The 13,315-nt window shown below is 69.0% G+C and carries 13 protein-coding genes; 5 read left to right on the forward strand and 8 right to left on the reverse strand.

Going from position 1 to position 13,315, the window contains the following annotated elements; genetic code table 11:
* Positions 1-146: 146 nt before the first annotated feature.
* Positions 147-761: a hypothetical protein gene (locus tag ACQP2O_RS00410; RefSeq protein ID WP_433179081.1), complete on the reverse strand. Its 615-nt coding sequence runs from the start codon at positions 759-761 to the stop codon at positions 147-149.
* A 367-nt stretch (positions 762-1,128) separates the two neighbouring features.
* On the opposite strand from ACQP2O_RS00410, the gene ACQP2O_RS00415 reads away from it, so the two are divergent.
* Both ACQP2O_RS00415 and ACQP2O_RS00420 read left to right on the forward strand, forming a co-directional pair.
* Positions 1,129-1,647, forward strand: a complete 519-nt coding sequence (locus tag ACQP2O_RS00415; RefSeq protein WP_433179083.1) for a peptidylprolyl isomerase — start codon at positions 1,129-1,131, stop codon at positions 1,645-1,647.
* A gap of 32 nt (positions 1,648-1,679) precedes the next feature.
* Positions 1,680-2,567, forward strand: a complete 888-nt coding sequence (locus ACQP2O_RS00420; RefSeq protein ID WP_433179085.1) for a rhomboid family intramembrane serine protease — start codon at positions 1,680-1,682, stop codon at positions 2,565-2,567.
* Between the two features lie 169 nt (positions 2,568-2,736).
* On the opposite strand, the gene ACQP2O_RS00425 is transcribed toward ACQP2O_RS00420, so the two are convergent.
* On the reverse strand, positions 2,737-2,994 hold the full coding sequence (locus tag ACQP2O_RS00425; protein ID WP_360881955.1) for a cell division protein CrgA: 258 nt from the start codon (positions 2,992-2,994) through the stop codon (positions 2,737-2,739).
* A gap of 122 nt (positions 2,995-3,116) precedes the next feature.
* Between ACQP2O_RS00425 and ACQP2O_RS00430 the strand changes: the two genes are divergently transcribed.
* From ACQP2O_RS00430 to ACQP2O_RS00440, 3 genes are read left to right on the forward strand one after another with little or no spacing between them, the layout of a single operon-like run.
* Positions 3,117-3,896 (forward strand): DUF881 domain-containing protein, encoded by a 780-nt coding sequence (locus tag ACQP2O_RS00430; RefSeq protein ID WP_433179087.1) that lies wholly within the window; start codon positions 3,117-3,119, stop codon positions 3,894-3,896.
* Positions 3,877-4,530 (forward strand): class E sortase, encoded by a 654-nt coding sequence (locus tag ACQP2O_RS00435; RefSeq protein ID WP_433179089.1) that lies wholly within the window; start codon positions 3,877-3,879, stop codon positions 4,528-4,530. Before ACQP2O_RS00430 ends, ACQP2O_RS00435 begins: the two co-directional genes overlap by 20 nt.
* A complete protein-coding gene (locus ACQP2O_RS00440; protein ID WP_433179091.1) occupies positions 4,531-4,737 on the forward strand; it encodes a hypothetical protein in 207 nt (68 codons plus the stop codon).
* A 290-nt stretch (positions 4,738-5,027) separates the two neighbouring features.
* Here ACQP2O_RS00440 and pknB read toward each other — a convergent pair whose 3' ends face one another.
* From pknB to ACQP2O_RS00470, 6 genes are read right to left on the reverse strand one after another with little or no spacing between them, the layout of a single operon-like run.
* Positions 5,028-6,812, reverse strand: coding sequence for a Stk1 family PASTA domain-containing Ser/Thr kinase (gene pknB, locus ACQP2O_RS00445; protein WP_433179093.1), 1,785 nt, complete (start codon positions 6,810-6,812; stop codon positions 5,028-5,030).
* Between the two features lie 42 nt (positions 6,813-6,854).
* Positions 6,855-8,330, reverse strand: coding sequence for a protein kinase domain-containing protein (locus ACQP2O_RS00450; RefSeq protein ID WP_433179095.1), 1,476 nt, complete (start codon positions 8,328-8,330; stop codon positions 6,855-6,857).
* 2 nt (positions 8,331-8,332) lie between these two features.
* Positions 8,333-9,775, reverse strand: coding sequence for a peptidoglycan D,D-transpeptidase FtsI family protein (locus ACQP2O_RS00455; RefSeq protein ID WP_433179097.1), 1,443 nt, complete (start codon positions 9,773-9,775; stop codon positions 8,333-8,335).
* Positions 9,772-11,268: an FtsW/RodA/SpoVE family cell cycle protein gene (locus ACQP2O_RS00460; protein ID WP_433179100.1), complete on the reverse strand. Its 1,497-nt coding sequence runs from the start codon at positions 11,266-11,268 to the stop codon at positions 9,772-9,774. The genes ACQP2O_RS00455 and ACQP2O_RS00460 overlap by 4 nt, the downstream gene beginning before the upstream one ends.
* Positions 11,268-12,824, reverse strand: coding sequence for a PP2C family protein-serine/threonine phosphatase (locus ACQP2O_RS00465; RefSeq protein WP_433179102.1), 1,557 nt, complete (start codon positions 12,822-12,824; stop codon positions 11,268-11,270). The genes ACQP2O_RS00460 and ACQP2O_RS00465 overlap by 1 nt, the downstream gene beginning before the upstream one ends.
* The gene (locus ACQP2O_RS00470) at positions 12,821-13,306 is read right to left on the reverse strand and encodes an FHA domain-containing protein FhaB/FipA (protein WP_433179104.1); all 486 of its coding nucleotides are present in this window, start codon (positions 13,304-13,306) and stop codon (positions 12,821-12,823) included. The genes ACQP2O_RS00465 and ACQP2O_RS00470 overlap by 4 nt, the downstream gene beginning before the upstream one ends.
* Between the last annotated feature and the right edge of the window lie 9 nt (positions 13,307-13,315).

The raw sequence follows: 13,315 nt of genomic DNA on the forward strand, positions 1-13,315 counted from the left end.
CAAAGTACGGCGAATGCGAGGAAGCACCCGCACTCGGCGAGAGCCCCGCGTCGGCGTCCCGCAAAGAGCTCCGCGCCTTGCGCACGGCCGTCGAAAACGGCGGCGAGCCCGGCCGTGAAGCCGGGCTCGCCGCCGATCGGGACCCGTCAGGACGTGTGCGCACGCTCCTCCGCGTCCTCGTCACCCGACACCGAGGAGAGACGCTCGGTCGGTGCCTCGGACTCGTCGATCTGCTTGCGCGCCATGTTGCGACGCGTCGCGATCGCACCGGCGGCACCGAGGGCACCACCGACGGCCAGCAGCATGGCGGCCATGCCGCGCCGACCGCGCCGAGGCTGCGTCGGCTCGACCCGCCCAGCCGTCCGGCGGAGCATCGAACCGACCCGGGGGCCCAGCTCCCGCTCGACGTACGCGCCGGCCCGTTCGATCCGCGGTGCGCTCCAGACGCGGGCGTTCTGCATGCCCATCGAGGCCATCTGGCGCGCCTGCCCCGCGGTGGGGCCGACTCGCTGCGCGGTCCGCTGGGCGGCGCTCTGAGCCGTCAGCCTGGCGCCCTGCGCGGTCTGCCTGGCGCTCTGGGCCGTCTGCGCCGTCCGCTGAGCGGTCAGCTGCGCCGATCGGATGGCGCGTTTCTGCGCCCGGCTGAGCCCGGAGAGACGCAGCTGCCGCGCGCTGCGCAGGGCGCGCTTCTGCGCCTGGGTCAGCCGTGAGCCGCGCAGCTTGACCTGCGGCTTCCTTCCGGTCATAGATCGTAGGGACATCGATACCCCTCCGTAATGTGCGGTCTCGACCAACCTGTTCCCACGGCAGGCGATGTCAATCACCGGATCCGTGAGGTTGCCGTACGGCGGCCGGGTAGGGGGATCCTGTGGCCGCCGGGACCGCACGCCGTACAGCCGTCAGGACCGCACGCGTACGGGTATCGGGACCGCATGCCGGGGACGGATGCCCTGCGTCCGACGCGGTCGGATGCCGTTCGGCCATCCGGGGCGGATGTCGTGCGGCCGCCGCGACGATGATGCCGGGGTCGTCCGGGACGCCGGTGAAGACAAGTAGCGTTGGCTACTTCAGTGACAGGTATCCGACGCGCCCACCGAGGGCACACCCCGAAACTAGGAGGCGGTCTCCATGGCCGGAGAGCTCATCGCGACCCTGAACACCACCCTGGGCCCCATCGTCATCCGCCTGTTCCCCGATAAGGCACCCAAGACCGTCGAGAATTTCGTCGGTCTCGCCGAGGGGACGATCGAGTGGACCCATCCCGAGACCGGGCAGCGGTCGACGACCCCGCTCTACAACGGCACGATCTTCCACCGGGTCATCGACGGCTTCATGATCCAGGGCGGCGACCCGCTCGGTCAGGGCTTCGGCGGCCCGGGCTATGAGTTCGAGGACGAGATCCACCCGCAGCTGCGCTTCGACCGGCCGTACCTCCTGGCGATGGCCAACGCCGGCGCGAACACCAACGGCTCGCAGTTCTTCGTGACCGTCGTTCCGACCTCGCACCTGAACGGCCGCCACACGATCTTCGGCGAGGTCGTACAGGGCTCCGAGGTGGTCGACGCGATCGCCAAGACCGAGACGGGCCGGAACGACCGTCCGGTCAAGGACGTGGTTCTGGAATCGGTGACGATCGAGCGTCGTTAGACGGATAACCGGCCACCGACGAGAAGGCGACGATGAGCACCGATTCGCCGCAGCAGGCACCGGCTCCCGAGGCATCGATGTGCTATCGGCATCCGGACCGGGAGACGTACGTCCGCTGCACGCGCTGCGACCGGCCGATCTGCCCGGACTGCATGCGCGTCGCCTCGGTGGGGCACCAGTGCCCCGAGTGCGTGCGCGATGGCAACCGTACGGTGCGTGAGGCGCGTACGGTGTTCGGCGGCCGGGTGCGGGCCCGGCCGGTGGTGACGCTGACGCTCATCGGCCTGAACGTCCTCGCCTACATCGGCGAGCTGATGTCGCGGTCGTTCGTGGACCGGTTCGAGATGCTCGGCGGGATGACCGGGCACGGCGGGATTCCCGGCTTCGGCGTCGTCGACGGCGAGTGGTACCGCCTGATCACGGCGGCGTTCCTGCACATGCCGATGAACGCGGGCAGTTTCGGCATCACCCACATCCTGTTCAACATGTGGGCGCTGTGGGTGCTCGGCCCGCAGCTCGAACAGGTGCTCGGCCGGCTGCGGTTCACCGTGCTGTACGTCCTGTCGGCGATCGGCGGGAACGTCCTGCTCTACCTCGTCGACCCGTCGCAGCCCGCCGTCGGCGCCTCCGGCGCGATCTTCGGGCTGTTCGCGGCTTTCTTCGTGGTCGGACGCCGGCTCGGCGTCGACACGCGGGGCATCGTCTTCCTCATCGTGATCAACCTGATGTTCACGTTCACCTTCTCCGGGATCTCCTGGGAAGGGCACGTCGGCGGGCTGGTCACGGGTGCGGTGCTCGCGGTGGCGTTCGCCTACGCTCCGCGGGGGCGCCAGAAGGTCGTGCAGGTCGCCGCGTCGGCGGTCGTCGCGGCGCTGCTCGTGATCCTCACCGTGGTGCAGACCGCCGCGCTCACGTCGTGAACCCTCTCCCGCGCGGGTCAAGGGATCCGCGCGGGAGAGGGTGCACGATGCACGGAGCGACGAGGCTCGGCACGGTCCGCCCGTGACGAGCGGAGGAGACGAGCTGGGGATCACTCCTGTGGATAACCCACAGGTCGATCCACAGCCTGTGGATAACCGTGTGGGGAAGTCAACGCCAGCGCGTCGACAGCACCACGCCGATCACGATCACGCCGAACCCGATCAGCAGGTTCCAGTTGCTCAGCGACGTGATCACCGGCACCGTCGCGCTGACACTCGCGGTGATGTAGTAGACCGCGATCCAGGCGAGGCCGAGCAGCCAGCAGCCCACCATCGTCGGCACCAGCCACCGGGGGCTGACCGAGACCTTCTGCGAGCGCTGCGGCGGGGTGTAGACGGCCTTCTTGCGGACCTTCGACTTGGGCACGGTGGGTCTCTCCTCGGGGCGGAACGCGGCCGCACGCCGGGTCCGCGCATGGGTCAATTTGTCAGTTAGCGTAGTCGCTGGTGAGCAGCGTACGACCTTATTGGGGGCGGTGGGGTGTCGCGATGCGGCCAAAACCTGGCAGCGGCGGGATGAACGGCTCTGGCCGGCCGTGGCGGTACGCCATCCCCGGCCTGACGATCTTCGCCGGAATCCTGTTCACGGCCAGCGCGAGCACCGCGCACGGAACGGACCTGCGCGGCGGCAGCCGTACGAAGATCACCGAGCTCATCGCCCAGGAACAGCGGCAGTATCAGGGCTCCCAGGCACGCTATGGCCATCTGCGACGGCAGGTGGAGGGCCTCGTACGGGCGGCCGGGCAGCGGGACGCCCGCGTGAAGGCGGCCCAGGAGGACGCCGACCGCCTCGCGGCCCGTACGGGCTTCGCACCGCTCACCGGACGCGGCGTCCGCGTCACCCTCGACGACGCGCCCGCCGGCCGGCGGATCCCCGGCGACCCCGGCCCCGACGACCTCGTGGTGCACCAGCAGGACGTCCAGGCCGTCGTCAACGCCCTGTGGACCGGGGGTGCCACGGGTGTGCAAATAATGGATCAACGATTGATCTCGACCAGCGCCGTCCGTTGCGTCGGCAATACGCTCATCCTCCAGGGCGTCGTCTACTCGCCGCCGTTCCGGATCACCGCCACGGGCGACCCGGGACGACTGCGGGCGGCGCTCGACGCCTCGCCGGCCATCCAGGTCTACCGACAGTACGTCGCCGAATACGGACTCGGGTATACCGTTACGACCCTCAAGAAGACCACGCTGCCCGCCTACACGGGCAACGTGCAGCCCAAATACGCCACCGCCCTGGAGTCCGACGGTGCGAACACTCATCCGTAGCCTCGGCGAGCTGTGCATCACGGCCGGGGCCGTGCTGCTGCTGTTCGTCGCGTACGAGCTCTGGGGGACGGGTGCCTACACGCAGGCCCAGCAGCGCAAGCTGGGCGGCGAGCTCAACCGTACCTGGGCGGCGCCGCAGCCCAAGGCCCGGGGCGGTGCCGTGACGGCCGAGCGCGTGCGTCTCGGCCACGGCCTGGCCCTGATCCGGATCCCCCGGCTCGGCGAGGGCTTCCACTATGTGATCATCGAGGGCGTCTCCGTCGAGGACCTGCGCAAGGGGCCCGGGCACTACCCGGGCACGGCGATGCCCGGCGAGATCGGCAACTTCGTCGTCTCTGGGCACCGGACGACCTACCTGGCGCCCTTCAACCGCATCGACGAGCTGCACCCCGGCGACAAGATCCTCATCGACACCCGGGCTCGGCAGTACGTCTACCAGGTGACCGGCAAGACGGTCGTGTCGCCCGGCGACGTCAACGTCGTGGCCCCGGTGCCGGAGCACCCGACCAAGGACCCGACCGACCGGCTGATCACACTCACCACCTGCAATCCGAAGTACTCCGCGGCGCAGCGGCTCATCGTGTTCGGGCGGATGGTCGGCTCCATCCCACGGGTGAACGGAGCGAGTTCGTAGATGTACGGATGGCTGTGGCGGCACCTGCCCGGGGGCACGCTTACGCGGCTCTACACCGCCTTGGTGGCCGTGCTCGTCGTCGGCGCCCTGCTCTGGTACGTCGTCTTCCCCTGGTTCGAACCGAAGATTCAGTTCGATCACGGGACGGTCGATGACGGCGGCACCTCGACTACGGCACCCCCGACCCCGGGCGCAAAACATCGGTAAAAAGAATATTGGGGGACCCTGTAACGCCATGGGCGGTAAGGCGGATCTTCCGAGTGAGGGCTTCCGCCGTTGCCCCCGAGCGGCGGAAGCCCTCCCTCATGTCCACACCCTGGCGCCGCCCACCGTCTGTGGAAGCGCCTTACCGCGTCCCTGAAGCCGCCTCACGACACCCGAAGCGGCCAGGACACCTCCGATGGGCACGCGCCCCGTGTCGTGCCGCCCAAACGGCCGAAAACGAGCGACGTCCCCGCCCCCTGGAGGGACGAGGACGCCGTTCGGTCAGTACTCCGTCAGAAGCCCGGCCAGTTGCCGCCTCCGGTGTCGGTCGGGTTCGGGCTGGGCGGCGGTTGTTGCTGCTGCTCCTTGGCGACGATCAACGTGACCGTGCTGTTGCGGTTGGCCGTGTCGCCCTCGTTCGGGTTCTGCTGGAGGACGGTGCCCGGGTTCTGCCCGTCCTGCGCGGGGACGAGCTGGACACGGACCTTGAAACCGTTGCTCCTCAGGTCCGCCTTGGCGTCCTCGACCTGCTTTCCGACCTCGTTCGGCACCACCGTCTTGCCGGGTCCGTCGGAGATGGTCAGGGTGACCGCGGTGTCCTTGGCGACCTTCGCGCCGGACGGCGGATCCGAACTGATCACGTTGCCCTTGGGAACGGTCGAGCTGTTCTGCTTCTGCGTGTCGCCGACCTTGAGGCCGACGTTCTCCAGGGCGTTCTTGGCCTCGTCCTGGCTCTGGCCCTTGAGCTGAGGCACCGTCACCTTGGGCTTGCCGGTCGAGACGACCAAGGTGACCTCGGTGGTCGACAGCTTGGTCTTGTCGATTTTGGTGTTCTCGTTCGGCGTGACGCTGATGACCTTGCCGCTGTCGACCTGATCGCTCGTCTTCTTCTTGGTCTTGATGTTGCTGTCGGCGATGCCGATGCCCGTGAGCTGCTGCCTGGCGGCGTCCTGATCGTTGCCCACGATGCCGGTGGGGATGGCGACCGTCGTGGCTTCCTTCGCGCCGCCCCCGCCGCTGAACATGAAGTACAGCGCCGTCACCGCGCCCGCGGCGAGCAGGCCGACGACCAGCCAGAGCGCGGCCTTCTTGCCGCGTCCCTCCGGTCGCTCCGGCTCGCCGTAGTGCACCGGAGGCAGGTCGTAGCCCATCGTCGTCGGCCGGGCCGCATGGGTCGGCGGCCCGCCCTGCATGACCTGGGTGCCGCCGTTCAGTGCCATGGTCGGGGCCGAGACCGGCATGCCCTGCAGGGCGCGCTGGATGTCGGCGCGCATCTCGGCCGCGCTCTGGTAGCGGTAGTTCGGGTCCTTCGTGAGCGCCTTCATGACGATCGCGTCGGCCCAGTGGGGGATGGACGGGTCGTAGTGCGACGGCGGCGACGCCTCTTCCCGAACGTGCTGGTACGCGATGGCCACCGGGGAGTCGCCCTGGAACGGCGGGCGCCCGGTGAGCAGCTCGAACAGCACACAGCCGGTGGAGTAGAGGTCGCTGCGAGCGTCGACCCGCTCACCCCGCGCCTGCTCCGGCGAGAGGTACTGCGCGGTGCCGATGACCTGCGCCGTCGCCGTCATCGTGGCGGCGGAGTCGGCCATCGCGCGGGCGATGCCGAAGTCCATGACCTTGACCTCGCCGCCGGCGGTCAGCATCACGTTGGCCGGCTTGATGTCACGGTGCACGATCCCGCCGCGGTGGCTGTAGTCCAGCGCGCGCAGGATGCCGTCCGCCATCTCCATGGCCCGCTCGGGCGCCAGCTTCTGCTCGTCGCGCAGGACGTCGCGGAGCGTGCGGCCCTCGACGAACTCCATGACGATGTACGGGACGGGATTGCCGTCCATGACGTCTTCGCCCGTGTCGTACACGGCGATGACGGACGGGTGGTTGAGCGATGCGGCGGACTGCGCCTCTCGGCGGAACCGCGCCTGGAACGTCGGATCCCGGGCCAGGTCGGCCCGAAGCGTCTTGATCGCTACAATTCGATCAAGACGGAGATCTCGAGCTCGGTAGACCTCGGCCATGCCACCACGCCCGATGACACCATCGAGCTCGTAGCGACCACCGAGTAGCCGAGGCTGAGTCATGTCTCGCACTTTCCCTCGTCGTCTACACCACGCTCTCCGAACCTATCTGCCTGGAGAACTGTCGCCAGGCGACGGCGTCGGAGAAGTCGACGGCGGTTCCGCCGTCGGTGTGGTAGGCGTCGGTTTCGGGGTTCTCCTCGTTCTGGTCGGTTTCGGGGCGGCCGCCGAGCTCTTGGTCGAACTCGGCGTCGGACTGGGGGTCGTCCGTTCGAAGGTCGAACCCGAGGGTACGGGGCGATCCGTCGGCTCGCCAAGGTGGGGCGCCCGAATATGCCTGGTCGGTGCGGTGCGACCGACCTGCTGAACCCGGTTGCCGTCCACGAGCTTAGTGTGGCCAGGACCTTTCCACAGGGCACCGACGGTGAACACGCCGACGCCGATGAGGACGGCCGCCGTGGCCCCGGTGAGCACCATGGGGAGGAGGAGCCCACGCCGGCGCTTGGGAGCCCTCCGGGATCCTCCGGTTCGCGCGGCACCGATCCGTTCGGTCGCCGAGCGGACCGCCTCGGGCGAGGCCGGCGGCCCGTACACCGGGCTCTCCGCCGTCCAGGACGCCTCCGGCGACCACGGCTGGGACGCGGGACCCTCCCCCGACCACGGCTGGGACGCCGGTCCCTCCGCCGACCAGGGGCCGGCGACCGGGCTCTCGACCGTCCAGCCGTGCGCGGCGGCGGTCTCCGCTGCCGAGGCGTCGTCGCCGAGGCCCAGCGAGTGGCGGATGGCGTAGGCGCCCTCGGCCACCTCACGCGCCGAGCTCGGACGGTCGTCGGGGTGCTTGGCCAGCAGCGCGCCGACCAGGCCGCGGACGGCCTGCGCCATCGATTCGGGCAGCGGCGGGGGCTCTTCGCGCACGTGCTTGAGCGCGAGCGCGACCGGCGTGTCGGCGACGAACGGCGGCCGCCCGGACAGGCATTCGAACGCGACGACGCCGAGGGAGTACAGGTCGGCGGCCGGGGTCACCCGCTTGCCCGTCGCCTGCTCCGGCGAGACGTACTGGGCGGTGCCCATGACCATGCCGGTCTGGGTCATCGACGAGTCGCCGCCGCCGCGCGCGATGCCGAAGTCGGTGATCTTCACGGTGCCGTCGGCGGTCACCATGAGGTTGCCGGGCTTGATGTCCCGGTGGATGATGCCCGCCGAGTGGGCGACCTGGAGGGCCTGCGCGGCCTGCCCGATGACGTCCAGTGTCGCGTCGACCGACAGCCGCCCGTCGCGGGTGAGGATGCGCGAGAGCGTCTCGCCCGGGACGAGCTCCATCACGAGGTAGGCGAGGTCGTCCTGCTCGCCGTAGTCGTACACCTGCGCGATGCCGCCGTGCTGCAGCCCCGCGGCGAACCGCGCCTCCGCGCGGAAGCGGCCCCGGAAGGTCTCGTCGTCGAGGTACTGCTGCTTGAGCAGCTTGACCGCCACCGGCCGGCCGAGGAGCCGGTCGGTGGCCTTCCAGACCTCGCCCATCCCGCCGACGGCCAGACGCTCGTCCAGCACGTATCGGTTGCTCAGGACGTCCGGGGCAGTCATCGTCAGCGCACCGCCTGGACCATTCTCAGCGCGATCGGTGCCGAGAACTTCGCACCGCTCGACCCACTCGGACCCTCGGTGACCACGGCGAAGGCGATCTTGGGGTTGTCCTTCGGGGCGAACCCGACGAACCAGTCCTCGTTGATCCCGCCGACGCCGGTCTCGGCGGTTCCGGTCTTACCGGCGATGTCCTGCCCGCCGACCGTGCTCGCCGCCGTACCGTGGTCGACCACCGCTCGCATCATCTCCTGGAGCTGCTGGGCGGTGCCGGAGCTGATCGGCTGCCCGAGCTGCTTCGGCTCGGCGGTCACCAGCTCGGACTGGTCCTGGGCGACGACCCGCTTGACGAGGTACGGCTTCATCATCTTGCCGTCGTTGGCCACCGTCTGCGCGACCATCGCCATCTGGAGCGGCGAGGCGGTGACGACCTCCTGGCCGATGCCGCTGCGGGCCAGCTGGTCGCCGTCGATCTGCTTGGTCGGGTAGACGCTGGTGGCGCTGGAGACACCGTTCTCGATCTGGGTGGGCGTGTTGAAGCCGAACTTGGCCGCCATCGCGCCGAGCCGCTGCTGCCCCAGCTGGCCCGCGAGCCGGGCGAACGTCGAGTTGCAGGACGCCGCGAACGACTCGATGAGCGCCGGAGAGCCGGTGCACCTGGCCTCGTCGCCGTCGGAGTTGTGCAGGGTCCTGCCCGTCACGGGCAGGTGGAACTCATTGGCGTCGAACCCCGAGTCCTTGGTGCCCAGGCCACCCTCGATGGCCGCGGCCGAGTCGATGATCTTGAACGAGGAGCCCGGCGCGAACGTCTCGCGCGTCGCGTAGTTCAACATCGGGTCGGGCTTCTTCTTCAGCGCCGCGAAGGCCTTGGTCGCCTTGTCCCCGTCGTGGACGGCGACGTCGTTCGTGTCGTAGGACGGGAAGGAGGCCATCGCCAGGATCGCGCCCGTCTTGACGTCGAGGGCGACCGCCGCGCCGCGCCGGAGCGTCTGGTTCTTGACGCCGCTGTAGGCGGCCTGCTGCGCGTCCGGGTCGATCGTCGTCTGGACGGTCGCGCCGGCGGCCTTCTTACCGACGAGGGCGTCGAACCAGTTGTGCAGGGCCAGCCGCTTGTCGGTGCCGTCCAGCAGGGGGTTCTCCGCGCCCTCCAGGCCCGTACGGCTGAACACGCTGACGTAGCCGGTGATCGGGGAGTACAGCGTGCCCTGGTTGTAGTGCCGCTGGTAGTTCTTCTTGTCCTTGTCGATTGGAGTGGAGTAGGCGAGCGTGACCTTCCCGGCCATGATCGGGCCGCGGTTGTACTGCCACTGCTGCGCGTACTGGCGGGAGTTCAGCGGGGAGGTCTTCAGCTTGTCCGCCTGCGACCCCTGGATGTAGTTCACGTTGATGATCAGAATGACCATCAACAGCAGGCCGGCCACCGTGACCTTACGGAGCGGCTTGTTCACCTGGTGCTCACCACCTGGGTCATTCCCTCGTCCTGGATCGGCTGCGGCGCGGGTCTCCGCGCCGTGTCGCTGATGCGGATCAGAATGGCGATCAGAATCCAGTTGGCGAGCAGTGACGACCCTCCCTGGGCGAGGAACGGCGTGGTCAGACCGGTCAGCGGGATCAGCTTGGTGACACCGCCGACGATGACGAAGACCTGGAGCGCGAACACGAACGACACACCACCGGCGAACAGCTTCGAGAAGTTGTCCTTCGTCGCCAGCGCCGCCTTCATGCCCCGCTGCACGATCAGCGCGTACACGAGGAGGATCACCATCGCGCCGGTGAGCCCGAGCTCCTCACCGAACGAGGTGAAGATGAAGTCGCTGAAGGAGTACGGGGTGCGCCACGGCTCGCCCTGGCCGAGCCCGGTGCCGAGCACACCGCCCTGGCCGAGCGAGAACAGGCCGCGCATCAGCTGACCGCTGTCGGCGATGTACTGGCCGTGCTGCGCGAGGCAGTGGGTGTAGTCGGTCTGGTTGTGCAGCTGCCCGGCGATCTGGCAGCCGCCGTCGAAGTACGACTTCGGATCCAGCCAGATGTTGATCCGCTGCTGGACGTGCGGGATGAACGGGGTGAGGGCGCTGGCCCCCGCCAGCAGGAGCCCGCCGATCGCCACCCACATGAACCGCTCGGTGGCGATGTACAGCATGCTCACGAACAGCCCGAAGAACAGGATCGCGGTGCCGAAGTCGTTCTCGAGCGCGAGAACGCCGAGACACAGTGCCCAGATCACCAGGATCGGGCCCAGGTCACGCCCCCGCGGGAGGTTCAGGGGGCCGATCTTCTTCCCGACGATCGACAGGGCCTGCCGCTTGTTGACCAGGTAACCGGCGAAGAACGCGACCAGCGCCAGCTTCGAGAACTCGCTGGGCTGGATGGAGAACGGCCCGAGCCGGATCCAGATCTTCGCGCCGAGGCTGCCGCTGATCGACGACGGCAGGAAGCCCGGCAGGGCCAGGAAGAACAACCCGGCCGCGCCGATCGTGTACATGTACCGCTGCAGGAACTTGATGTCCCGCAGCAGCACGATCGTCCCCGCGAACGCCGCGATGCTCAGCGCCGTCCACATCAGCTGGTTCGGGGCCGAAGCCCAGATCCCGGAGGGGTTCTTGCCCTGGGCCCGGGCCAGCAGGACGTCCCGGCTCGTACCGAGGTCGAGCCGGTAGATCATGGCCAGCCCGATGCCGTTCAGGAAGACCGCCAGCGGCAGCAGCAACGGATCGGCGTACGGCGCGAAGCGCATGATCAGGACGTACGAGATCGCGACGAGCACCGCCAGGCCGGCACCGTAGCCGTACATCCCGGTGGGCAGGGTGCCGTCTCGGGCGAGACCCACCTGGGCGAAGCCCGCGATGGTGATCACCATCGCGAAGATGAGCATCGCCAGTTGGGCGCTCCGCCGGGGGCGGGTCGCGATCTGAACGTCGGGTTCGGCGGCTGCGGAAGTCATCAGTGCTTATTGCTCGGCTTAGGACAGTCAGACCCGGCGGAGTTCGTCTTGCACCTGTCGGCCTGTTCCTTCAGATCGCTGACCTTGGCACGGGCCTGATCGATGGTGTCGACGGTGATGCCCCTGTGCACGCTGTCCTTGGCCGCCTTGGGGAGCTGGCTCGTGTGCAGCGGCGGATTGGACGGCTCGACGACCTTCTCGTCGCAGCCCTGCGACTTCTGGCCCTTGCCCTTCCAGATCGTCACGACGCCCTGAGGGTTGTCGGACACGACCAGGTGGCACACCTGCTGCCGCAGGTTGGTGACAGTGCCGCGGGCCTTCGCCAGGCTGCCGAGATTGTCGATCGTGTGGTTCACGGAGTTGCGGGCGTCTGTGGTGAGGTCCCCGACCTTCAGCGCGGGGCTCGGGCGCTCCTCCAGGTGGGACAGCTTGAAGCCCAGGATGTCCTGGTTGATCCCCTGGTAGATGACGACCTGACCATCGTCCGCCGCGACGTAGTACTGCCCCTGGATCGTGTCCCACGCGACGTACGACCCGCCCGCGGCCAGCAGGACCACCGCTCCGGCCGCGGCGACCAGCCACGGCCACCGGCGCCGTCGCCGCCCCACCGCCATCTGCGGCAGCGTGTCGTCCGGCTGATGACCGATCGCCGGCATGTCCGCCACGGTCACGGGAGCGGGCTGCTGCTGCGGGTCCCGCAACTGGGCGGCCCGCTGCGCCGGCGTCTCCCCGGCCATCGCGCCGGGCGGCGGCATGTCCGCATCGCCCCGCGTACGGCCGGCGTTCTGCGCGGCACCCGCCGTGATCGGCACCGACGGCGGGCCCTGCTGCTGCTCCAGCTCCACGACGTCGGCCACCACACACGTGATGTTGTCCGGGCCGCCACCGCGGTTCGCCAGGTCGATGAGCTGGCGAACGGCCTGGTCCGGCTCCGGCACCGTGCTCAGCGCGTGGTGGACCGTCTCCGCGCTCACCACCGTGCTCAGACCGTCGGAGCACAGGAGGTAGCGATCGCCGATCTGCGCCTCGCGCAGCGAGATGTCCGGATCGACCTCGCCCCGGCCGTCGAGCGCCCGCAGCAACAGGGAACGCTGCGGGTGTGAAGCGGCCTCGTCCAGGCTGATCCGGCCCTCGTCGACGAGCGACTGCACGAGGGTGTGGTCGTGGGTGATCTGGAACAGCTCACCGTTCCGCAGGAGGTACGCGCGCGAGTCGCCGATATGGACGAGGGCGACCTGCGGTCCGTTCCAGAGCATCGCGGTCAGGGTGCAACCCATCCCCTGCAGGGACGGATCACCCTCCACGATGCTGTGCAACGTCTCGTTGGCGCGATGCACCGCCTGCTCGAGCACGCCGACCAGCTCATGCGGCGGGACGTCGTGGTCGAGTGGCTTCAGGGTCTCGATGGCCGCGGCGCTGGCGATCTCGCCGCCGACATGGCCGCCCATGCCGTCGGCCACCGCGAGCAACCGGGGCCCGGCGTACGCCGAGTCCTCGTTGCCCTCGCGGAGCATGCCGACGTCCGACCGGGCGGCGAAACGAATTCCGATGGTCATTTGCGCAGCTCTATGACGGTCTTCCCGATGCGGATCGGTACGCCAACGGGGACGGGTTCCGGCCTGCTCACCTTGGCGCGCCCGAGGAAGGTGCCGTTCGTCGAACCGAGATCCTCCACGAACCACTGACCGTTCTGCGAGAAGAGCCGGGCGTGCCGCCCCGAAGAGTAGTCGTCTCCGAGAGGCAACGTGACGTCATTGGCACGACCCATCGTTATCTCCGTGCCGACGAGATCCATCGTCGTGCCGGCCCGGGCACCTTCGGTGATGACGAGCTTGGTCGGGTCCGCTCGCCTGACGCGTGGCGGCGCCGCCGACCGAGGCGGCCGGGCGGGCTGGGGGGCGCTCTTGGGCCGCGCCGCCTTCGCGGCGGCCTTCGAACCCCACAGGTCGGCACGGATGACGCCCGCGGCCGCGATGACGAACAGCCACAACACGGCTAGGAACGCCACCTTCATGAGCGTCAGGGTGATTTGGTTCATCGGAGTCGG

The organism is Actinoallomurus sp. CA-150999, from assembly GCF_050942425.1.
In the GTDB taxonomy this organism is placed as follows: Bacteria; Actinomycetota; Actinomycetes; order Streptosporangiales; family Streptosporangiaceae; genus Actinoallomurus.